Origin of the sequence: Paraburkholderia sp. GAS448, from assembly GCF_050435685.1 — a bacterium.
Taxonomy (GTDB): domain Bacteria; phylum Pseudomonadota; class Gammaproteobacteria; order Burkholderiales; family Burkholderiaceae; genus Paraburkholderia.
The window spans coordinates 63,470-84,069 of sequence record NZ_JBNDKT010000010.1; the positions used below are offsets into that span (position 1 = coordinate 63,470).

Annotated in this window: 19 protein-coding genes and 1 pseudogene; 10 read left to right on the plus strand and 10 right to left on the minus strand. The window is 62.6% G+C overall.

The features are described 5' to 3' along the window. Positions 1 to 26 precede the first annotated feature (26 nt). Together P3T23_RS19585 and P3T23_RS19590 are read right to left on the minus strand one after the other, a co-directional pair. Entirely contained in the window at positions 27 to 1,595 is a 1,569-nt protein-coding gene (locus tag P3T23_RS19585) for an efflux transporter outer membrane subunit (protein ID WP_429317800.1), read from the minus strand. 93 nt (positions 1,596 to 1,688) lie between these two features. Beyond that, positions 1,689 to 2,366 (minus strand): response regulator transcription factor, encoded by a 678-nt coding sequence (locus P3T23_RS19590; protein WP_429317801.1) that lies wholly within the window; start codon positions 2,364 to 2,366, stop codon positions 1,689 to 1,691. 154 nt (positions 2,367 to 2,520) lie between these two features. Here P3T23_RS19590 and P3T23_RS19595 point away from each other — a divergent pair, with 154 nt between their 5' ends. Together P3T23_RS19595 and P3T23_RS19600 are read left to right on the plus strand one after the other, a co-directional pair. Beyond that, entirely contained in the window at positions 2,521 to 3,204 is a 684-nt protein-coding gene (locus tag P3T23_RS19595; RefSeq protein ID WP_429317802.1) for a response regulator transcription factor, read from the plus strand. After that, on the plus strand, positions 3,191 to 4,570 hold the full coding sequence (locus P3T23_RS19600) for a sensor histidine kinase (RefSeq protein WP_429317803.1): 1,380 nt from the start codon (positions 3,191 to 3,193) through the stop codon (positions 4,568 to 4,570). The genes P3T23_RS19595 and P3T23_RS19600 overlap by 14 nt, the downstream gene beginning before the upstream one ends. 176 nt (positions 4,571 to 4,746) lie before the next feature. Here P3T23_RS19600 and P3T23_RS19605 read toward each other — a convergent pair whose 3' ends face one another. Beyond that, on the minus strand, positions 4,747 to 5,415 hold the full coding sequence (locus P3T23_RS19605; RefSeq protein ID WP_429317804.1) for a 6-bladed beta-propeller: 669 nt from the start codon (positions 5,413 to 5,415) through the stop codon (positions 4,747 to 4,749). A 276-nt stretch (positions 5,416 to 5,691) separates the two neighbouring features. Between P3T23_RS19605 and P3T23_RS19610 the strand changes: the two genes are divergently transcribed. Next, positions 5,692 to 8,361, plus strand: a complete 2,670-nt coding sequence (locus tag P3T23_RS19610; RefSeq protein ID WP_429317805.1) for an excinuclease ABC subunit A — start codon at positions 5,692 to 5,694, stop codon at positions 8,359 to 8,361. A 30-nt stretch (positions 8,362 to 8,391) separates the two neighbouring features. On the opposite strand, the gene P3T23_RS19615 is transcribed toward P3T23_RS19610, so the two are convergent. Next, the gene (locus P3T23_RS19615) at positions 8,392 to 9,531 is read right to left on the minus strand and encodes an acyl-CoA dehydrogenase family protein (protein ID WP_429317806.1); all 1,140 of its coding nucleotides are present in this window, start codon (positions 9,529 to 9,531) and stop codon (positions 8,392 to 8,394) included. Then, positions 9,524 to 10,786: a CaiB/BaiF CoA transferase family protein gene (locus tag P3T23_RS19620; protein WP_429317807.1), complete on the minus strand. Its 1,263-nt coding sequence runs from the start codon at positions 10,784 to 10,786 to the stop codon at positions 9,524 to 9,526. The genes P3T23_RS19615 and P3T23_RS19620 overlap by 8 nt, the downstream gene beginning before the upstream one ends. 182 nt (positions 10,787 to 10,968) lie before the next feature. Between P3T23_RS19620 and P3T23_RS19625 the strand changes: the two genes are divergently transcribed. Further along, entirely contained in the window at positions 10,969 to 11,901 is a 933-nt protein-coding gene (locus tag P3T23_RS19625; protein ID WP_429317808.1) for a LysR family transcriptional regulator, read from the plus strand. A 24-nt stretch (positions 11,902 to 11,925) separates the two neighbouring features. Here P3T23_RS19625 and P3T23_RS19630 read toward each other — a convergent pair whose 3' ends face one another. Further along, on the minus strand, positions 11,926 to 12,846 hold the full coding sequence (locus P3T23_RS19630) for a LysR family transcriptional regulator (RefSeq protein ID WP_429317809.1): 921 nt from the start codon (positions 12,844 to 12,846) through the stop codon (positions 11,926 to 11,928). A gap of 134 nt (positions 12,847 to 12,980) precedes the next feature. Here P3T23_RS19630 and P3T23_RS19635 point away from each other — a divergent pair, with 134 nt between their 5' ends. Beyond that, positions 12,981 to 14,141 (plus strand): aldo/keto reductase, encoded by a 1,161-nt coding sequence (locus tag P3T23_RS19635; RefSeq protein ID WP_429317810.1) that lies wholly within the window; start codon positions 12,981 to 12,983, stop codon positions 14,139 to 14,141. Here the strand turns inward: P3T23_RS19635 and P3T23_RS19640 are convergent. Next, positions 14,064 to 14,712 (minus strand): annotated as a pseudogene (locus tag P3T23_RS19640) (TonB-dependent receptor plug domain-containing protein); the annotation flags it as partial. The gene P3T23_RS19635 and the pseudogene P3T23_RS19640 overlap by 78 nt on opposite strands. On the opposite strand from P3T23_RS19640, the gene P3T23_RS19645 reads away from it, so the two are divergent. Continuing rightward, positions 14,648 to 14,797: a hypothetical protein gene (locus tag P3T23_RS19645; protein ID WP_429317811.1), complete on the plus strand. Its 150-nt coding sequence runs from the start codon at positions 14,648 to 14,650 to the stop codon at positions 14,795 to 14,797. The pseudogene P3T23_RS19640 and the gene P3T23_RS19645 sit on opposite strands and share 65 nt — an antisense overlap. A gap of 65 nt (positions 14,798 to 14,862) precedes the next feature. On the opposite strand, the gene P3T23_RS19650 is transcribed toward P3T23_RS19645, so the two are convergent. Further along, positions 14,863 to 15,252 carry a DUF2946 domain-containing protein gene (locus P3T23_RS19650; RefSeq protein ID WP_429317812.1) on the minus strand — a complete coding sequence of 130 codons (390 nt, stop codon included), beginning with the start codon at positions 15,250 to 15,252 and terminating at the stop codon, positions 14,863 to 14,865. A gap of 223 nt (positions 15,253 to 15,475) precedes the next feature. On the opposite strand from P3T23_RS19650, the gene P3T23_RS19655 reads away from it, so the two are divergent. After that, a complete protein-coding gene (locus P3T23_RS19655) occupies positions 15,476 to 15,625 on the plus strand; it encodes a hypothetical protein (protein ID WP_429317813.1) in 150 nt (49 codons plus the stop codon). A 225-nt stretch (positions 15,626 to 15,850) separates the two neighbouring features. Then, positions 15,851 to 16,447, plus strand: coding sequence for a chorismate mutase (locus P3T23_RS19660; protein WP_429317814.1), 597 nt, complete (start codon positions 15,851 to 15,853; stop codon positions 16,445 to 16,447). Here the strand turns inward: P3T23_RS19660 and P3T23_RS19665 are convergent. Both P3T23_RS19665 and P3T23_RS19670 read right to left on the minus strand, forming a co-directional pair. Next, positions 16,444 to 17,613 (minus strand): exonuclease domain-containing protein, encoded by a 1,170-nt coding sequence (locus P3T23_RS19665; protein ID WP_429317815.1) that lies wholly within the window; start codon positions 17,611 to 17,613, stop codon positions 16,444 to 16,446. The two genes, P3T23_RS19660 and P3T23_RS19665, sit on opposite strands and share 4 nt — an antisense overlap. A 386-nt stretch (positions 17,614 to 17,999) precedes the next feature. Further along, the gene (locus P3T23_RS19670) at positions 18,000 to 18,203 is read right to left on the minus strand and encodes a cold-shock protein (RefSeq protein WP_133662048.1); all 204 of its coding nucleotides are present in this window, start codon (positions 18,201 to 18,203) and stop codon (positions 18,000 to 18,002) included. A 406-nt stretch (positions 18,204 to 18,609) separates the two neighbouring features. Here P3T23_RS19670 and P3T23_RS19675 point away from each other — a divergent pair, with 406 nt between their 5' ends. Both P3T23_RS19675 and P3T23_RS19680 read left to right on the plus strand, forming a co-directional pair. Then, a complete protein-coding gene (locus P3T23_RS19675; RefSeq protein ID WP_429317816.1) occupies positions 18,610 to 18,855 on the plus strand; it encodes a hypothetical protein in 246 nt (81 codons plus the stop codon). Positions 18,856 to 19,391: 536 nt separating this feature from the next. Then, entirely contained in the window at positions 19,392 to 20,600 is a 1,209-nt protein-coding gene (locus P3T23_RS19680) for a porin (RefSeq protein WP_429317817.1), read from the plus strand.

Genomic DNA, 20,600 nt, shown 5'->3' on the forward strand with positions numbered 1-20,600 from the left:
CTGCGGAGGAATATCGGCTGCGTGATTCATGGTTCGATGGGATTCGATGAAGATTCGCGATCCGGGGCGGCGCCCGCGGCGACTGCGGTCGTGGCGACGTTGCCGCTGGAACCGGGGGTGCCGGTTGCAATGTGCTCGCCGTTCTCGCCGGTCAGACCGAAGCCACCGCCGAACGCCCGGAACAGACTGACCGACGCCTGCAAGCGCGCAAGGCGTGTCTGCACGAGCGTGTCCTCGGACTGATAGAGGGTGCGTTGCGTGTCGAGCACCGTCAGGAAATCGATCGTGCCGAGTCTGTATTGCGCGTCGGCCAGCGTGGCGGCCTTGCGTGCGGCATTGGTGGCGGCCTGATCGGCAACTTCAACCTGTTGCTGCTGAGCGGCAGCCGACAACGAATCCTCGACGTCCTGCAACGCGCTCACCACGGTCTGGCGATAGTCGGCGACGCTCTTTTCAACGGCTGCCTCGCTTGCGTGCAACTGCCCGCGCAGCGCACCACCGTCGAAGATCGGCGCGGCGAGCGATGCCGCAACGCTCGTGAACGGACTCGACAGAAAGTTCGACAGCGAACGGCTGCTCAAGCCGCCGTCGGCAGTCAGCACGATACTGGGGAAAAACGCGGCCCGCGCGGCGCCGACGCTGTAGTTCGCCGCCTGCAACTGCGCTTCCATCGCGCGGATGTCGGGCCGCGTATCGAGCAGGCTCGCCGGCAGGTCCGGGTGCGGTTGTGGCACCGGGATGCTGGTCAGCTGCGCATCGGCCACGACAAATCCTTCGGGCGCCGCACCGGCCAGGGTGGCGAGCAGGTGCACGTTCTGGTCGAGTTGCTGCTGCAATGCCGGGATCGCCGCCTGAAATGTCGCCAGCGCGTTGCGTTGCTGCTGGACCTGCAATTCCGTCGCGACACCCGCATCCTGCTGGGCCTGCAGCAGCGCCAGAATCTTCTCGGCATCGTCTGAAATGGTCTGCGCGAGCGCAACGCGTCGCCGTAGGCTCTGAACCTGGAACCAGGTATCGACAACCGACGCAGTCAACGTCAGCGCCACCGTATCGCGGTCGAAACTGGTCGCACGCGCGAGCATCTGCGCCGAGTTGGCATTGGCGGCATTCAGCCCCCAGAAGTCGATCTCGTAACCCGCTTCCGCGAACAGGCTTTGACCCTGGCTCGACGAACCCGAACTGCCGCTGCTGCCATGCTGATGGATACGGTTGAACGTGCCGTTGAGGGTCAGCGACGGATACAGCGGCGCACCGGCCTTTTCGGCATTGGCGCGCGCTGCGGCGACACTCGCGATGGCCGACGCCAGTGAGAAATTGTGCTGGAGGCTACGCTCGACCAGCGCGTTGAGCGCCGGATCCTGGTATGCACGCCACCAGCCGCTTCTGACCGGCACCGTATCGGCCAGCGATGCCTGCGCGGCACCGCTCCAGCTCATCGCCATCGGCGTATCGGGACGCCTGTAGGCCGGCACGAGCGAGCAGCCGGACAACAGACCAAGCATCAGCACGCACGCGAGCAGCGGCGCGAGCGGCGCAACTCGACCGGGCGCTGCTGAACCGGACAACCGGGGCATAAACAGGATCCCTCGCAACATGAACGTCGCGAGGATAGCGAGACCGTCCTGTCCGGCCTCTCGCTCGATTATTAAAAAACTTTAATGCTGGCTGGCATAGGCGAGACCGCGCGCTCAGCTGTCCGCGCGGAGCACGTAGCCTGCGCCCACCACGGTGTGAATCAACGGTTTGCCGAAGTCCCGGTCGACCTTGCCGCGCAGCCGGTGCATGTGCATGTCGATGATGTTGCCGCGCGGCTCGAACTGGTAGTTCCACGCAGATTCCAGCAGCATGCTGCGCGTGACGATCTGTCCGGCGTGACGCATCAGGCATTCCAGCAGCAGGAATTCACGATGCTGCAGATGCAGGTCCCGCCCGGCCCGGCTTGCGCGGCGTGCGCGCCTGTCGAGCGCCAGATCGGCCACTTGCAAAACGTCCCGCAGACGCGCGCGATCGGCCCGACGCGCTAACGCTTCCACACGGGCAAGCAACTCGGCAAACGCGTACGGCTTGGCCAGATAATCGTCGCATCCCGCACGAATCCCGTCGACCCGGTCAGTCAGCCCCGCGACGGCAGACAACATCAATACCGGCGTCGCGTGACCATGCGTGCGCAATTGCGTCACGAGTTCGATACCCCCGAGCGCGGGCAGCCGGCGATCCGTTACGATGACGTCATAGATGCCTTCCCGCGCGAGTGCGAGGCCAGTTGCGCCATCGGCAGCCGTATCGACAATGTGGCCGCTTTCTGTCAGGCCACGTGCGATGAAGTGACTGCCGCGCGCATCGTCTTCCACGATCAGGATTCGCATGCTAAACAACCTTAAGCTGGACTGTGTTAAATTTTTTTCATGTTGGCGCGAAGCGGATGTTTTCCGCGCCAATGCATACTGTGACCGCATAGCGTAGCGCAAACCCATCTGTCCGACCGTGGCGTCTCAATACGCCCATACTCCGGAACCCGGCATGTCGAACGTTTTGGTCGTCGAGGACGACCGCCAGACACGTGAAGAAATCATCGGCGCACTCACCGATCACGGTTGTCGCGTCGACTCGGCCGAAACCGGCCGTGATGGCCTGATGCTGGCCGTCGCCGGGCAGTACGACGCCATCGTGCTCGACCGCATGCTCGCCGGCGGCCTCGAAGGACTTGGCATGCTGGCCGCATTGCGCAGCGCAGGCGTCGTCACGCCCGTGCTGATCCTGAGCGCGCTCTCCGCGGTGGACGAGCGTGTGCGTGGCTTGCGCGCCGGCGGCGACGACTATCTGACCAAGCCCTTCGAATTCATCGAACTGACCGCGCGTCTCGACGCACTGATGCGCCGCCGCGATGTGCCTGCAAGCGTCCAGGAATATCAGGTGGGGCCGCTGCGGCTCAATTTGCTCACGCGCGAAGTCACGTGCGCCGGACGCCCCGTTGGGCTGCTGCCGCGCGAATACCGGCTGCTCGAATATCTGATGCAGCACGCCGGCCAGACGATCAGCCGCACAATGCTGTTCGAGGCCGTGTGGGATTATCGTCTAGACGAGCGTACCAACGTGATCGACGTCCATATCAGTCGCCTGAGGAAGAAGCTCGACCCGGCCGGTTCGATGCCAATGATCCATACCGTACGCGGTTCGGGATATACGCTCCGTGCGCCTGATTGATCTGCGCCGCACCACCAGTTTTCGTCTCGCGACGCTGTTTCTCGTGTTGTTCGGCGTCGTCTCGCTCCTGCTATTCGCCTACCTGTACGTCGAGATCACGGGCTTCGAGATGGAGCGCGTCGATGACTGGCTGCTGCGCGAGCACGCGGCGCTCACACGGGAGCGCCCTGCAGAACTGGTGGCACGCTTCAATCACCAGAGCCAGTTCGATCCACGTCACCAGCGTCCGTTTGCGCTGTTCGACGCGCGGGGCAATCACATTGCGGGCGGCTTCCCCGGCGACCGGCCGGCGCTGCCGTACTTCAACCAGCCGTTTTCGATGCGCCTTGCACTGCCGGAGAGAAATGTGCCTGGGCGCTGCATCGCTGCACAGATTCCGGATGGGCGCACGGCATTGCTGTGTCAGAACATTCGCGAACTCGACCACTTCGACGAAGAACTGTTGCATGCGCTACTGTCGGCCGGCGTCCTGATGCTGATTACTGGCCTGGCCGGCGCGGCAATCGTCGGCTTCGGCGCCGTCCGGCGGCTGGATGCGGTGACCAGGTCGATTGAGGAAATTGTGGCGGGCAATCTCAGCCGCCGGTTGCCCGTGCAGGCCAAGCAGGACGACATCGACCGGCTGGTCCGCGTCGTGAACGGCATGCTCGACGAAATCGAACGGCTGATGCACGAGGTCAAGGGCGTGTGCGACGCCATCGCCCACGACTTGCGTACGCCGCTCACGCGGTTGCTGGCAGGACTGGAGCGCGCGCAACGGCGCGCCGTTTCGGAACAGAGCTATCGGGCTGCCACCGAGGATGCGATCGTGGAATTGGGCGGCATTCTGCGCACCTTCAACGCTCTGCTGCGCATTTCGGAAATCGAGAGCAACGCACGGCGCGGAAACTTCGTGACGGTCGATCTCGCCGCGGTCGCCGACGACGTCATCGAGTTCTATGAACCGACTGCAGAAGAAAAGCGCGTCGCGCTCGACTATCGACGCACTGCCACCGGCGCGATCGAGGTACAGGGGGACCGCAATCTGCTGTTTGAAGCACTCGCAAACCTGGTCGAAAATGCAATCAAGTTTGCGCCGGAAGCCGGTCACGTGTCAGTGCATCTGTTCCACGACGTTGTGGGCTTCGGCATCACGATTGCTGACGACGGCCCGGGGATCGCGCCGGAGGAGAGGCAGGCGGTGCTGCGCCGCTTCTATCGTGGCGAGGCAAGCCGGCACACGCCCGGCAACGGTCTCGGACTGAGCCTGACGCACGCGGTCGCCGGCATGCATGGCATGTCGATCCGTTTCAACGATGTGCCCACGGGTTGCAGCGTAACGCTCTTCAGAAATAGCGGAGCGGCGCTTATCCGAATGGCGGACTGACGATGACGGCGCCAGCATCGGGATGAACCTGCATGTGCTCGCGAACAATCTCAAGCGCGTCATGGCCATCGTCGACCTCTATTGACCTACACCATGGCCACGGGACTGGCAGCTCGCTGCCAGTGAAAGCGGGACATGCACCTGTGGGCGACAAACATGTTCGACCCAACCGCGGATCAAGCGTGCAGAACCAGCTTTTGCACGCGCCAGTTCAGCAGTTCGGCGACGAACAGCACGTTCTCCGATGGGCACGCCATCTGATGAATCCAGCCGAATTGCTTCGGCTGCTTGCCTGATTTGCCAAACACGCCGAGGACCCGGCCGTCGAGCGTCATCTTGTAGATACGGCCTGGAAAACCGTCTGCGCTGTAGAGCACCTGATTCGGTCCGGGCGAGATGCAGATGGCCCACGGAGAGCCTGGCGCAAACGTGCCGGCCGCGATTGCCGCTTCATCCGGCATGTTGCCGATCGGCGGACGTGCGTCCGGCGGCACCGGAACGTCGATCGTGAATTGCCGTTGGAAATTGCCCTCGGTGTCGAACACCTGAATGCGCCGGTTGCTGCGGTCCGCGACATAGGTGTTGTCGTGCGCATCGACCGCGATGCTATGCGGAGTATGAAACTGCCCCGGCCCGGTGCCGCGGTCGCCCCAGGACTTGATCCAGTCGCCGTCGCGATCGACTTTCGCGACGCGCGAGTTGATATAGCCGTCGCTGATGTAGGTGTTGCCTGCGACGTCCCACGCGACGTCAGTCACCTGGCGGAAGCGGCCAGGCTCGGCGGGCAGCGGCGGGTTAGGATGCTTTAGCGGGCCGGTGTCTTCGTCGGCATGTGCACCGGACATCTGAGTGTCAGCTCTTGCGCAAAGCCTGGCGGCCGGAGTTGGCCGGGTGCTGCGTCATGCAATTGGCATACACAGCTTCAACGTCGCCAGGCTGCGATCGGCGGCACGCGACCCGAACGCGCCCACCAGTATCAGTTAAAGTGGCTCCCAGCATCCAGGGCCTTGCGCGCGACATCAACAGCACCGTCCTCCCTATGCGACCACTGGCACTGCCTGGGCATTGAACGTCCGCCCCCAGGCAGGGTCTTCACAGACGAAACTGCCCCCCTCGCCAATATGAACACCTCCCGTCGCCGCCCTCCCCCACTCGCCAAGGACATCCCCGCCACCACGCCCACGGGCTTCGTGCGCGTACGCGGCGCCCGGGAACACAATCTGAAGAGCATCGATGTCGACATACCGCGCGATGCGCTCGTCGTGTTCACTGGCGTGTCGGGCTCGGGTAAGTCGTCGCTTGCCTTCGGCACGCTCTACGCGGAAGCCCAGCGCCGTTATTTCGAATCCGTCGCGCCCTACGCGCGGCGCCTGATCGAACAGGTCGGCGTACCCGAAGTCGATTCGATCGAAGGTCTGCCGCCCGCCGTCGCACTTCAACAGCAACGCGGATCCCCAGGCGCGCGCTCGTCGGTGGGCAGCGTCACGACCCTGTCGAGCCTCGTGCGCATGCTGTATTCGCGCACGGGCTCCTATCCGCCAAAGCAGCCGATGCTCTTTGCCGAAGACTTCTCGCCCAACACGGTCCAGGGCGCGTGCCCGACGTGTCACGGCCTCGGACGCGTCTACGAAGTTACCGAGCAATCGATGGTGCCCGACGATTCGCTGACCATCCGCGAGCGCGCAATTGCGGCATGGCCACCGGCGTGGCACGGACAGAATCTGCGCGACATACTCGTGACGCTCGGCTACGACGTCGATACGCCATGGCGTCTTCTGCCGAAGAAAGACCGCGACTGGATCCTCTTCACGGACGAAACACCCACCGTGCCCGTCTATGCCGGCCTGAGCCCAAAGGAAACGCGCGCGGCGCTCAAACGCAAGGCCGAGCCAAGCTATCAGGGCACCTTCTCCGGCGCGCGCCGCTACGTGCTGCACACCTTCGCCAACACGCAGAGCGCGCTGATGAAAAAACGTGTGTCGCAATTCATGGTGAGCAGCGAGTGCCCGACCTGCCACGGTAAACGGCTCAAACGGGAAGCGCTGTCAGTGACCTTCGCGGGTTTCGACGTCGCCGAATTCACGCGCTTGCCGCTCGACCGTCTGGCGGAGGTTTTGCGCCCAGTCGCGCTCGGCGAATGGTTCGATGCGGGCGCCGCCAAAGCGAGCGGCATTCTCAGCAAACGGGCGATGCGCGCCGCCACCGAGCGTCGCGTTGCCTCGGGCGGTTCGGCGCACAAAGCCTCTCCCGATGTACGACGCACGCCCAATCTGTCCGACGAGAAGCGCGTCGCTGCGCAGCGCATCGCCGCAGAGCTGCTCGAGCGTCTGTCCACGCTGATCGATCTCGGGCTCGGTTACCTCGCGCTGGATCGCAGCACGCCGACGTTGTCGTCGGGAGAGTTGCAGCGTCTGCGAATCGCCACGCAGTTGTCGTCGCAACTGTTCGGCGTAGTGTATGTGCTCGACGAGCCGTCGGCGGGCCTTCATCCCGCCGATGGCGAAGCCTTGTTCGCCGCGTTGCAGCGGTTGAAGGCGGGTGGCAATTCGCTCTTTGTCGTCGAACACGATCTGCAGATGATGCGCTCTGCCGACTGGCTCGTGGACGTCGGCCCGGCGGCCGGCGAGCATGGCGGCCACGTGATCTATAGCGGACCGCCTGAGGGTCTCGCGAAGGTTGAAGCATCGCAGACCGGCCGTCACCTGTTCGGCCTGCATGCGCCGGTCAGGCGCGCACCACGCGCTGCCAGGGGCTGGCTGCGACTCGCGAAAGTCACCCGCAACAACCTGCATGAGCTGGACGCCGCGTTTCCGCTTGGCTGCTTCACGACGGTCACTGGCGTCTCTGGCTCAGGCAAGTCGAGCCTCGTCAGTCAAGCCTTGCCGGAACTGGTTGGCAGGCAGCTTGGCCGCGTCATCGAAAGCGACGACGAGGACGAGCGCGATCCGCTCTTCGTCACCGCCGACGTCCCGACAGGCGGCAAGATCACCGAAGGCATGAGCGCAGTGCGCCGTCTCGTGCGCGTGGATCAGAAGCCGATCGGTCGCACGCCGCGTTCGAATCTCGCGACCTATACCGGCCTCTTCGATCACGTGCGCAAGCTTTTCGCCGATACACCGCTCGCGCGCAAGCGCCGCTACAGCGCCGGCCGCTTCTCGTTCAATGTCGCGCAAGGGCGCTGCCCGACGTGCGAAGGGGAAGGCTTCGTCAGCGTCGAACTGCTGTTTCTGCCGAGCGTCTATGCGCCCTGCTCGACGTGTCACGGCACGCGCTACAACCCGCAGACACTGGAGGCTAAATGGTGCGAACGCAACATCGCCGAGGTGCTTGAACTGACGGTCGATGCCGCATGCGACTTCTTTGCCGACGAGCCGAACGTGATGCGGCCGCTGGCGGTGCTGCGCGACATCGGTGTCGGCTATCTGCGGCTGGGGCAACCGGCGACCGAGTTATCCGGCGGCGAGGCGCAGCGCATCAAGCTCGCGACGGAACTGCAGCGCGCACAGCGCGGCGACACGCTCTACGTCCTCGATGAGCCCACCACCGGCCTGCATCCCGCCGACGTCGACCGGCTTGTCGTCCAGTTGCAAGGACTCGTCGATGCGGGCAACACAGTGGTGGTGGTCGAACATGACATGCGCGTCGCGGCGCAGAGCGACTGGATCATCGATGTCGGTCCGGGGGCGGGAGAAACGGGTGGCCGGATCGTCGCGTCGGGCACGCCGGATGTGATCGCGCGCACCATGGAAAGTCGCACGGCCGCGTATCTTGAGGGACACGTCGCCGTGTAGGTTCGCGAGGACTCCCTCTTTCCTGATCAATCACGCAAGCACCGAACGCGCAATCACCGTGCGCTGGATTTCCGACGATCCTTCGTAGATGCGCAAAATGCGCGCGTCGCGCACCAGCCGCTCAAGCGGCATCTCGCGTGTAAAGCCGTAGCCGCCGTGGATCTGCAACGCGGTATCGGTGACGAACGCGACCGTCTCCGATGCATAAAGCTTCGCCATCGACGCCGCATCCGTGAACGGCTCGCCCGCCGCGCGCCGGGCAGCCGCCTGCAGCGTGAGCAGCCACGCGGCCTCGAGTCGCGTCTTCATATCGGCGAACATCCATTGCAGACCCTGCTTGCGTGCAAGCGGCTCGCCGCCCACCTGACGCTGCTTCGCCCATTCGACCGCGCCCGCGAGCGCCGCTTCCGCGATACCGAGACTCGTTGCCGCGACATCGAGCCGGCTGTTATCGAGCACTTTCATCGCGGTGCGAAAGCCCGTGCCTTCAGCACCAACACGGTTGGCCGCCGGCACGAAACAGTCGAGCGCGACTTCGTGCGCCGGCGCGCCGCGAATACCCATCAGCTTCTCAGCCGGCGACACATCGACGCCCGGTGTATGACGATCGACGACGAACGCACTGATGCCGCGCGCGCCCGCCTCAGGATCGGTCTTCGCGTACACCACGATGAAGTCCGCCGCATCCGCATTCGAAATGAAGTGCTTCACGCCGCGAATGCGGTACCCGTCGCCTTCGACGGTGGCGCGCGTCGCCATATCGGCGGGATTCGATCCTGCACGCGGCTCGGTCAGCGCGAACGCGCCGAGCTTCGTGCCAGCAGCCGCTTCGGGAAGGTAACGGTCGCGCAGGCTGTCATCGCCGCCGATCAGAATCGAATCGGTTGCCAGATAGTGCGCACCGATCATCGACGACGTGGCCGCGCAAGCCTTCGCGATTTCCACCAGCGACAGAATGATCGCGACCGGCGACGCACCGATTCCGCCCCACCGCTCAGGCAGGTTCATCCCCATCACGCCGAGTTCGGCAAGCTGCTTCACATAACGTGTCGTCGGAATCTCTTCCCGGTCCACCTGCGCGGCTTGCGGCGCCAGCTCGCTTTGGGCGAAGCGTTCGATGGCATCCGCAATCTCGATGTCGGTCTGCTCGACGCCCATCCGCTTAAGCATGGTGTTTCTCCTTCGTCAGTTCGCTTTCTGTTGTAGCGGCAGTTGCCGCCGCGCTCACGTCACGGCCTAGTGCGCCGCTCGCGCGCAGTTCGCCTATCCGCCCGGCGGTGAGGCCCAACGCCTTCAATACCGGCTCCGTGTGCTCGCCAAGTCCAGGCGCGGATGTGACGCGGTTCCTGTCGTACGCCGAGAACTTCACCGGCTGCGACGGCAGGCGCATCGGGCGGCCATCGTTGTGCGGCACGTCGGTCAACAAGCCACGAAACGCTGCGTGATCGCTCTCGAGCGCCTGCTGCACGTTGCGGATCGGCGCAACCGGAATGCCGGCTGCGCCCAGAACGCGGTTGACCTCGTCGACGGTGCGTTCGGCCGACCACGCTTCGATGCTGGCGCGCAGATCCGCTTCGAAGCGGCAGCGCGATTCGTCGGACATGTACCGTAAATCAGATGCGAGATGCGGCTGCCCGATCGCGTGCGCAAACGTCTCGAACAGTTTGTTGTTCAGTACTGCCACGACGAAAAAACCATCGGCTGCGCGATATGCACCGAACGGCGCAGACGAAGGGTGGCGGTTGCCCACCCGCTGCGGCGCGATACCCGTCGCCGCAAAGCGCGCGACCAGTGTGGCGCTCAGGCTCAGCGTGGCATCGAACATCGACACATCGACGTGCGTGCCCTTGCCCGTCTTCTCGCGCGACAGTAGCGCGGCCAGCACCCCCCACGAAGCGAACAGGCCGCTCACGACGTCCGACACCGATTCGCCGACGAGCGTCGGCGTGCCGTCTGGCGAGCCGGTCGCATCCATCAGGCCGCACATCGCCTGAAGGATGATGTCATAGGCGGGGCGATGCGACTCCGGACCGGTTTGTCCAAATCCCGACACGCTTGCGTACACGAGCGCAGGATTCAACTCGCTGAGATGCGCATAACCGATCCCGAGCTTGTCCGCGACGCCGGGCCGAAAATTCTCGACCACCACATCCGCGCTCGCGCTCAATGCCTGCGCGAGATCGCGGCCCGCGTCGATTTTCAGATCGATGACGATGCTTTGCTTGTTGCGGTTCATCGCTGCGAAGAGGCCGCTTTCGCCATCGGCGAAGGGCCCCACCGAGCGATAGTCGTCACCCGTGGGCGGCTCGATCTTGATCACGTCGGCGCCGAGGTCGCTCAACAGCGCGGTGCAGAAAGGCCCGGCAAGTACGCGTGAAAAGTCGACGACGCGTACGCCGGCGAGCGGGAGGTTGGGAAGGGCCACAGCACACTCCTTGGTGAAATCAGGTCTGGACGATCGATCGACTGCATGTTTCCGGCGCCTGTTGCGTCTTACGAAAACGCGGGTCGCACTGCACGCCGGATCGACATCCAACGGCCCGATTCTCGACATCCCAACCTATCAAGTAAAATATTCAAATAAATTATGACGTATAGGATTTTTTAATGCGCATCTCCTTGCGGCTTCTCCGGTATTTCGCGGCTGCAGCGGAAACGGGCAGCACGACGGCGGCCGCGAAACAACTGAACGTTTCGCAGCCGTCTATCTCGGTGGCCATCCGTGAACTGGAAACGCTTTTCGATGAGGCGCTGTTTGCCCGCGAATCAGGCTCGAAGATGGCGTTGACGCGCTTCGGCGTACGCAAGCTCGCGGAAGCGCGGCAACTGCTGACCGCCGCTGCCGCCTTCGAAGCAGACGATAGCGGCGACGCCGCATCGGGCGAAGTGCAGATCGGCGTCTTCACGACGCTCGCGCCGGTGTATCTGCCCGTGCTGCTGCGCATCGCACGAACGCGCTTTCCGAATCTCGCGGTTCGTTTCGTCGAAGGTGATCTGGTGCAACTCGAGGACTGGCTTCACAGCAGCCACATCGAACTCGCGCTGACTTACGACGTCGGGTTGCCGACCGATATCGATCGCGAATGTCTCGCTGAACTGCGTCCGTACGGGCTGGTGCCTGCCGGCTCGCGGCTTGCTAAAGCGCGCGGCGGATTGTCATTGCACGAACTCGCGAAAGAGCCGCTCATCCTGATCGATCTGCCGCACAGCCGCGAGTTTCTGATGGCGCCTTTCTGGCAATGCGGGCTGTCGCCGGAGGTGCGCTACAAGGCGACCTCGCTCGAACTCGTGAGAGGCATGGTCGCGAACGGGCTGGGCGTGTCGCTGCTCATTACCCAGAGCGCAGCGGCCGCAAGCACCACCGGCGTCGTCGAGCGGCCCATTCGCGAAGAGACGATCCGGCAGCCGCTCGTGATCGCGCGCCCGATGAGGGCGTCGCGCACGCGCGCGTCAGAGTTGCTCGCGGGCTGTATCCGGGATGCCGTCAAGGAAGCAATGACCGCACACTCAGGGCGGACGCGGGGAAGCCGAACAAGGTGAAACCCGGCGGCGCTCGGGGGCACTTCACCGCCCTTCGCGCTCGCGCCTCTTCATCACCAGAAAATCGATCAACGCCCTGAGCTTCAGCGGCATCTGCGCGCGGCTTGCGGTGTACAGATAAAACCCCGGAAACGACGGGCACCATTCACCGAGCACGCGGACGAGGCGGCCATCCTCGATCTGTTCGCGCACATAGTCGTCGATCACATGCAGCAGACCGACGCCGTCCTCCGCCGCCCGCACCATGGTCCGCAGATCGTTGGTGACGAAGCTCCCCTGTGTCTCGACCTCGAACACCCGCTGCGCGTTGCCGGGTTGAGCGAATTCCCATCGATAGATCCCGCCGCTGGTTAAAAAGCGGTAGCGCAGGCAGTTGTGTGCGGCGAGATCGTCCGGTGTCCCGGGTTTCGGCAAGCGCACGAAATACGCCGGGGAGCCGACCACTGCGATCCGGACCTCGCTGGAAAGCGGAACCGCGACCATATCCTGCGCGACACGCTCGCCAAGGCGGATACCGGCATCGAAACCTTCGCCGACGAGGTCGGCGAGTCCGTCGTCGAGCGCCAGTTCCAGCCGGATGTGCGGATACGCGAGCGTGAATTCCGCGAGATGCGGCAGCACCAGCAACTCGCTCGCCACTCGCGGCAGATTGATGCGCAATGTGCCGGCAGGATGATCGCGCGCCTCGTCGAGCGAATCGAAGGCGGCGTCGAGCGCCGCCAGCGCGGGCCGCACGCGCTCCAGAAACTGCGCGCCTGCTTCCGTCAGCGCGACGCGGCGCGTCGTCCGGTTGAAGAGCCGCACGTTGAGTTGCGTCTCCAGCGCGCGGATGGTCTGCGACAGCGCCGACGGCGACACGCCCGTCTCCCCCGCCGCATGCGTGAAGCTCCCATGCCGGGCCACCGAATCGAACGCCATCAACGCGGGTAATTGCGCGGGATCCATACGATCTCCATTGTGAAGTCCGGCTTCACAATCCATTCAGACAGAGCGGATTTTTCCACAGAAAGAATGAGCGCACCATACGTCTATCGCCGCGTCACCCCGGAGATTTTCCGGACACCTTCAAGGAGACAGCCATGACGATGAACCGCTATACCCTGCTCGGCCGCTCAGGCCTGCGCGTGAGCCCGATCTCGCTCGGCACGATGACCTTCGGCACCGAATGGGGCTGGGGCGCGGACGAAAAGGCCGCCCAGCGCCTGTTCGATCTCTACGTGGACGCGGGCGGCAATTTCATCGATAGCGCCGACCTCTACACCGAAGGCACGAGCGAGAAGTGGGTCGGCAAGTTCGCCGCGGCGCGCGGCTTGCGCGACCGTCTGGTGATCGCCACCAAGTACAGCTACAACGCCGAAAGCGGCAACCCGAATGCGGGTGGCAATCACCGCAAGAACCTGATCCGCGCGCTCGACGGCTCACTGAAGCGCCTCGGCACTGACTACATCGATCTGTACTACCTGCACACGTGGGACCGCGTCACGCCGGTGGACGAGGTGATGCGCGCAATGGACGACGCCGTGCGCGCAGGCAAGATCCGCTATGTCGGCCTTTCGGATACACCGGCATGGTTTGCGGGCCGCGCCCAGACACTCGCCGACTGGCGAGGTTTCGAGCCGGTCGCGGCCATGCAGCTCGAATACTCGATGATCGAACGCAACGCGGAAAACGAATTCGCCGACCTCGCCGCCAACCTGGGGATGGGGCTCGTGCCCTGGAGCCCGCTCGGGATGGGTGTGCTGTCGGGCAAGTACCGGCCGTCGCAAGGTGGCGTCGCGGGTAACGTCGCGGGTAACGTGTCCGGCAGCGGGCGCCTCGCAAGCCTCGCGAGCGCGCCGCCTCCGGGTTTCGACAAACTGACCGAGCGCAACTTCCGCATCGTCGCGGAACTGGAAGCCGTCGCCAACGAAGCCGGCCGGCCGATGGCACAGGTCGCCCTGAACTGGCTGCACCAGAAGCGGGGGGTGTCGAGCATCATCGTCGGCGCGACGAAGCCCGAACAGTTGCAGGAGTCGCTCGGCTCGCTCGACTTCACGCTTGCGCCAGAACTCGTCGCGCGTCTGGACGCGGTGTCGGAACCCGCACGTCCTTTCCCGTACTACATGTTCGCGGACGGCCACCAGGCCCGCATCCACGGACAGGTCGAAGTGACCGGCAAGCCGGCCAGCTACGACCGTCCGGTACGCGTGCCCGCTCCGGCTCCGGCTCCGGCTGAAGCGCGCACGGACGAGACGCGTTAGCGATGCCACGAGCTTCGCTGGCTTCCTCGTCGTGGTCTGCACGGTCGAGCCGAGCGAGTTGCCGGGGTACAGCGCCGAGAACGGTCCGCAGAGCACTTCGACCTGCGCGATATCGCCGGGCGTGATCAGCGACCTGCGCGGCGGATAGGCGTAACTCGAGCAGAGCAGGTTCGACAGCAGCAGCCCGTCGGCATAGACGAGACCGCGAGCGCTTTGCAGCTTGTTGAAATCGCGGCCGGCAAAAAACCGAATTGCGATCGCCGATGAAGCGCTTGCGCACCATCAGATTGGGCGCGTACTTCAAGGCGTCTTCCGTATTGACGATATTGCGAGCGTCGATTTTCGAACGATTGATCGTTTCAACGACCGCGGGCGTATCCGCTGCAAATGCCGAACGTGCCGCATTAACCGTGACTGCCTGCAAAGTATTCGCGCTCGTCAACGGAATAGCGGAATCACTCGTTATTAAAAAATCAGGGGCTGTCTGTTCGCCCCAGGCAGTTTGAATGGCGAACGCCGCCGCGCATGTGACCGAAAGCGGTCGACGCGCGGGCAGCGCAGCGAAAGCGATGCGCCTGAAAAATCCTGAAAACGTGATCGAAGACGCCGCACACGACCAACACCAACGCCTGCGCTCAATGGCGTTGAAGGCGTGAGCGAGGAACGTACAGCGACGTTCCGTGCGCCGCGAGAGGCACAGCACACGGACGGGCGAAGAGCTTCAGATCAGCGTTACAGGTGGGGGGCGTGGTTGCGCGACGCGCACGCTGCGCCGCACAAAAACAGGCGCGACCTCGAATACCCGCACGTAGGCAGGTGTCGAGACTGGTGCGGCAAGTAGCGGAAAACTCGAGCCGAGAGCGAAGTTCGCGGCGAAGCCCGGGCAGTAGACGCAGTGCGGAGCGACGGGATGAGGCGTGGAGGTGCCGTCGTCCTTGTTGTCTCCGTTGAGATCGAGGACGACGTTCTGTGCGCCGCCGGCATGGCAGAACTCGACGGTGAGCGGACCCTGCGCGGTTGCGATGCGCGCATAGCCGATGACGGGCGCCAGTACATTGAGCACCAGCGCCAGCCATACGAGGCCGATCCAGCGCGTCGTCGAACGTTTCATCGCGTCTCAAGGAAAAGTGAGCGCGCAGTATGGCAAGCGTCCGATAACGCGGTATGTATAACGTGAATTGCAGGCAATCGTTAAATTCTATTCAAGCGCCATCAAAACGAACAGTAGTGTGCCGTTAAAGCAACAATCAAACGGCGAAACCGATAACGCAGCTTCGCAGCACTGGTGTTAAACGGGGACCGAGGCAGATAATCGATTCGTAAAGGAGAAGATCATGGATAACAAACCGCCAAGAATTCCGACCCCGGACAAGGTAATGTGTCCGGATCCGGAACCCGCAGGCGTTGAGTTCCTCGGGGCTGAACTACCGGAGCACGTCCGCGCGTTTTTCGACGAACAACGCAAGTCGTGCGAGCAGAAGTAACGTTGGTGCTTGTGACGTTTCGCGAAACTCCGCGCTGCCGGCGTGGTGATGCTGGTCGCGTGGAGGCATTGCGTTGAGCACGCGTGCGCGGGCGTCAATCGCCTGAGCACCGCTGAATCCGGCAGGATTCGGCGGGCGTGGCGTTGCCTGCCTGCTGCCGATCTGTAGTACCTGGTCTATTCTTCTGCTTTTCCTGCTCCGGCCATCCGGCCAAATCTCCTGCCCATGAAACTCATGACTCGCGCTGGCGCGCTATGCGCCGCGGCGATTGCGACCGTGCTTGCGGTCAATCCGCTTCCCGCATCCGCCGACGGTGACGATACCGCCCTCACCAACCTCATCGCACTTGCGTCACAGCGTCTCGCACTGGCTGAGCCTGTCGCCCGCTATAAGTGGGCGAATCACCAGGACATTACCGACACGCCGCGCGAAAACGCCCTGCTTGCCGACGTAGCGAAACGCGCGACCGCGCTCAATGTCGACCCGGCGTTCGCACAGGCGTTCTTTCAGGATCAGATCGATGCGAGCAAGGAGGTGCAGAACGCACTGTTCGAAGCGTGGCGCAGCGGCCAGCCGCCCACGGGCGCCGCACCTGATCTGGCCACGAATACGCGACCTCAGCTTGACCGTTTGACGCAGGCGATGGTGGCCGGACTCGCGCGCGTGCAGCCATTGCGCACCGCAGCAGATTGCCCGTCGCGGGTAGCGCAGGGAATCGCTAACTGGAAATCGTTGACCCGCTACGACGCCGCACATTCGAGCGCGCTCACGCACGCACTCGGTCACGTCTGCGAATCGGGTGGAGTAGGCGCGACCGGTTAAGCGACGCTCGCGGCACCTGCGATGGCTGGCGAAGCGGCGCTCGCCGGCGCCGTCAGCAGCGTCGCCTGAAGGCCGCGGGCCAGATGGGTTTGCAGGATCCGGTACGTCGACAGTTCAAACGCGCCGGCGATACCAGGCACAAGCAGCGTCTCAGCTTCTTCCAGGGACGACGCGCTGCCGAGGTAGCGCCACCGGTCGACAACGTGAAAAACGGCCGTCCGCAGTTCGGCATCGCGCTCTTCAAAGGCGACCGGTCCAGCGAACGGCCACGGCGCGTCCATCGGGTCGCCTCTTCCGACGCGCGGCGCACGGTTGTGAAGCGGGTGCAGCGTCGAGATCCATTGCGCCTCGGCGAGCAGCGCTCCCAGTTCACCGCCTGTCGCGAGCCATTCGACGCGCCGCACCTGCTGCGCAAGGCGCATGTCCTTTGCCGAGCGACGTTCGGCAGTCAGATGCGCCCGCACCCGCTGACGCACCCGCACACTGCGTCCGACGTAGAGCGGCAGATCCTCTTCCCCGTAAAACACATAGACGCCGCAGCCGGCCGGCGCGGTGTCGAGCAGATCCTCGGTGATGTCGCCTGCAAGCTGGAAATAGCGCGTAGTCCGCTCGATCTGCGTGCGCAGCGCATCAAGTGGCACGAGGCCATGCAGACGCTGCCAGAACTGCCATAGCAGATCGGCGTCGGCGAGCGCACGGTGCCGGTCGGATGGGACGAGCGCGTGGCGCTCGACCAGTGCGTCAAGACCGTGCCGCTTTTCGGCCGGGAACAAGGCCCTCGACAGCCGCACCGTGCACAACACATCCGGATTGAACGACATCCCGACGCGGGCAAATTCGCCGCGCAGGAAGCCGCGGTCGAAACTGGCGTTGTGGGCGACGAACAGCTTGCCCTTCAGACGCTCGAGCAGCGTCGGCGCGATCGCTTCGAACGTGGGCGCGCCGCGGACCATTGCATCGGTGATGCCGGTGAGCTGCTGGATGAAAGGCGGAATAGGTTGCTGCGGATCGAGCAACGTGCTCCACCGGGAAACACCTTGCGGCCCTACTTCAACAACGCCGACCTCGGTGATGCGGTGCTCGCTGGTTGATCCACCCGTGGTTTCCAGGTCGACGAATGCAATGGGTACGTCAATTGCCGGGGTCGGCAAAAACTGTTGAGACATGAGAAATGCGGTTCCGGCGTGACTTTGGGCAAGTATGCACCAGTTACCGCGCAGGCAGGAGCCGGCGGCGAAGTTTTTGTCGAGCCGCGAGGATTAACGCGAGGCACTCATCTGGAATCACATACCGGAGATCAACGTTATATTGTTATTTCAACTGCCCAAGCGACGTCCAGTTGATTAATACAGCAGCCAGAATAACGCCCAGCAGTTGAAGGATAAAGCCGGCTCGCCGTACGACCTTAACCGCACCGATCCGAAAAAACACAGGCGAAGGCGCGGTTACCGCCTCTGATAAGTCCACGCGCTCTTTTACAATCACAAAAAAGCCCTCGACCTGTCGAGGGCTTTTCCGGCTGCCGCAGCGAGGCCGCGCGGCGGGCGCCGCCCTACAGCGGACGGATATTTGCCGCCTGCTTGCCCTTCGGGCCCGCTTTCACCTCAAACGATACGCGCTGATTTTCCTTTAGCGACTTGAAACCTTCCGCGCGAATTTCCGAGAAATGCGCGAACAGATCTTCGCCGCCCGTATCCGACGTAATGAAGCCAAAGCCTTTAGCATCGTTGAACCATTTGACGATACCGGTTTCCATATTCCAGTTTCCCTCGAGATTTTAATCAAAACGGGCAACGCCCTTATGCTGATTACGATACTGCATTCCATTACTGAAGGTGCGCGAAAGCGCTATTCAGCATAACGCACGGCACTCGATATTCAGCATTGCCGTTATACGGGGAACGAAGAGCGGCCGTCAAGCGAATTCTTGGAGACGACCCGGTGAATTTCACGATAAACCAATCTGAAGTGACTGCCTGGTTAAAATCGCTCAAGCCATTCAAACAGGTCAATATTACGCCCAGATGAGTTTTTTTAAACGAATACAGGAAATATTTACCATAGGTGTAACAAAAAGTGTCTTTCGTAAGTGTTTATACCGGTTGTTCAAGTAATGCATTCACATCAACATGCAAAGCAGCAGTATGTAACGGGAGATTGTCATGTTTTTTGGTGAATTCCGCCGACTGACCCGCTGGCTTTTTCATTCTCGTGAGTCAACGGCATCATCCGGCGCTGAGCCTGGGAAGGCCGCCTCCGCATCCGAGTTCGATCCCATGTGGCATGGCGATCACTGGCAGAACCTGCTGTCATCCCCTATGGACGCCCGACGCTACGTAATGGAAGATTGGAGCGTGTCCTCCGGCTTCGAGCTTGCCGCTGCAAGCCCGACAGCCAGCGGCAACTAGCAGGGTAATCAAGCCCCGGAACGCGAGGGGCAAAAAAAAAGCGCGGCTGGAAGGCCGCGCCGACAAAGGTTTGGAGATCTTTTTCGTCAACGAAAAAGTCTGCTTCGGAAAGCAGAACTTTCAGTATAGCGCCCAGTGGCAGGGCGATTGACAACAGTAATTGCAACCATCTATTTCATAAACAACAATAATCATCCAGAAACCGAATCCTGCGTCGTTTTTGCGCATTATTTGTTGTAGTAATTGCGCAACGCCGTAAGGTTGACATTACTCTCGCCACCCCCGCCGAACTCGCCGAAGCCGTTACCAGTAAGGCTCCGGGCGCAATTTCTCATCATTGTCGATCGCGTAATACTCTATTGCGGATTTCGGAATGTCTGCCCTCTGAGCACGTCTCTACACTCTGCCCTGTCTGGAAACGAACGCGCTGATTGTATTGGCGCGTTTTCACGTGAATTTCGCCTCTCGCAGCGTTGCGTGATCGTTTCCCTGAAGCCTGGGTTTCCAAAACCCATCCTGTTCTCGGAGCTACAAAGATGAAAAAGACACTCATGGTCGCGGCCCTGTCGGGCGTTTTTGCTACGGCAGCTCACGCGCAAAGCAGCGTCACGCTGTACGGCCTGATCGACGCCGGCATCACCTACACGAACAACGTGAAGAACTCCGCTACCGGTGCTCACGGCGCGAACTGGCAACAGACGAGCGGCGCAATCAACGGTAGCCGCTGGGGCCTGCGTGGTGCTGAAGACCTCGGTGGCGGTCTGAAGGCCATCTTCGTGTTGGAAAACGGCTTCAGCATCAACAGCGGCGCCCTTGGCAATGGCAGCCGTTTATTCGGCCGTCAGGCATTCGTCGGGTTGTCGAGCAACCAGTTCGGCTCGGTGACCGCCGGTCGCCAATACGACAGCGTGGTCGACTACGTCGCCCCGCTCGCGCTAACCGGCACGCAGTACGGCGGCACGTATACGGCCCACCCTTTCGATAACGACAACCTGAACAACACGTTCCGTGTGAACAACTCGGTCAAGTTCCAAAGCACGGACTACGCCGGCTTCAAGTTCGGTGGGATGTATGGTTTCTCGAACACCGCGGGTCAATTCGCGAACAACCGCGCATACAGCTTGGGCGCTTCGTACACTTACGGCCCCCTCAACGTGGCGGCTGCGTACCTGCAGCTGAACAACAGCCTCTCGGGCACTACGCCGGCCGCAGCGCTCGCGTCTTTGAACTCGAACGGCGCGATTTCCGGTGACGCTACACTGCTCGCACACCGCCAGCAAACCTGGGGCGCAGGCGCGAACTACTCGTTTGGACCGGCAACGGCTGGCTTTGTGTACACGCAAACGAACCTGACCCAAGGTTTCGGCATCAACCCCAGCACTGCGGGTGGACAGTCCATCGGCTTTGGTGGCAACAGCGTTCACTTCCAGAACTTCGAATTGAACGGGCGCTATGCTCTGACGCCGGCCGTGACCCTTGCAAGCGCGTACACGTACACGCAGGCCAACTTCGGCACAGGCTCGGAACCGAAGTGGGGCCAACTCAACCTGCTAGCGTCCTACGCGCTGTCGAAGCGTACCGACGTCTATCTGCAGGGTGAATATCAACACGTAATGAACGGGGAAGGCCTGAATGGCACCACGATCAACGCGATGATCAACAACACCTCCAACGGCAGTAGCGCCGGCGCATCGTCGACCAGCAACCAGGTTGCTGTGACGGCAGGTCTGCGTCACCGTTTCTAA

Bases quoted from the DNA above. Each gene is read 5' to 3' on its own strand.
- P3T23_RS19645 (WP_429317811.1), top strand. From the start codon at position 14,648: ATGGCGAACGCCGCCGCGCATGTGACCGAAAGCGGTCGACGCGCGGGC.
- P3T23_RS19635 (WP_429317810.1), top strand. From the start codon at position 12,981: ATGACGATGAACCGCTATACCCTGCTCGGCCGCTCAGGCCTGCGCGTG.
- P3T23_RS19630 (WP_429317809.1), bottom strand. From the start codon at position 12,846: ATGGATCCCGCGCAATTACCCGCGTTGATGGCGTTCGATTCGGTGGCC.
- P3T23_RS19680 (WP_429317817.1), top strand. From the start codon at position 19,392: ATGAAAAAGACACTCATGGTCGCGGCCCTGTCGGGCGTTTTTGCTACG.
- P3T23_RS19670 (WP_133662048.1), bottom strand. From the start codon at position 18,203: ATGGAAACCGGTATCGTCAAATGGTTCAACGATGCTAAAGGCTTTGGC.
- P3T23_RS19625 (WP_429317808.1), top strand. From the start codon at position 10,969: ATGCGCATCTCCTTGCGGCTTCTCCGGTATTTCGCGGCTGCAGCGGAA.
- P3T23_RS19585 (WP_429317800.1), bottom strand. From the start codon at position 1,595: ATGTTGCGAGGGATCCTGTTTATGCCCCGGTTGTCCGGTTCAGCAGCG.
- P3T23_RS19665 (WP_429317815.1), bottom strand. From the start codon at position 17,613: ATGTCTCAACAGTTTTTGCCGACCCCGGCAATTGACGTACCCATTGCA.
- P3T23_RS19610 (WP_429317805.1), top strand. From the start codon at position 5,692: ATGAACACCTCCCGTCGCCGCCCTCCCCCACTCGCCAAGGACATCCCC.
- P3T23_RS19605 (WP_429317804.1), bottom strand. From the start codon at position 5,415: ATGTCCGGTGCACATGCCGACGAAGACACCGGCCCGCTAAAGCATCCT.
- P3T23_RS19660 (WP_429317814.1), top strand. From the start codon at position 15,851: ATGAAACTCATGACTCGCGCTGGCGCGCTATGCGCCGCGGCGATTGCG.
- P3T23_RS19655 (WP_429317813.1), top strand. From the start codon at position 15,476: ATGGATAACAAACCGCCAAGAATTCCGACCCCGGACAAGGTAATGTGT.
- P3T23_RS19650 (WP_429317812.1), bottom strand. From the start codon at position 15,252: ATGAAACGTTCGACGACGCGCTGGATCGGCCTCGTATGGCTGGCGCTG.
- P3T23_RS19590 (WP_429317801.1), bottom strand. From the start codon at position 2,366: ATGCGAATCCTGATCGTGGAAGACGATGCGCGCGGCAGTCACTTCATC.
- P3T23_RS19675 (WP_429317816.1), top strand. From the start codon at position 18,610: ATGTTTTTTGGTGAATTCCGCCGACTGACCCGCTGGCTTTTTCATTCT.
- P3T23_RS19595 (WP_429317802.1), top strand. From the start codon at position 2,521: ATGTCGAACGTTTTGGTCGTCGAGGACGACCGCCAGACACGTGAAGAA.
- P3T23_RS19615 (WP_429317806.1), bottom strand. From the start codon at position 9,531: ATGCTTAAGCGGATGGGCGTCGAGCAGACCGACATCGAGATTGCGGAT.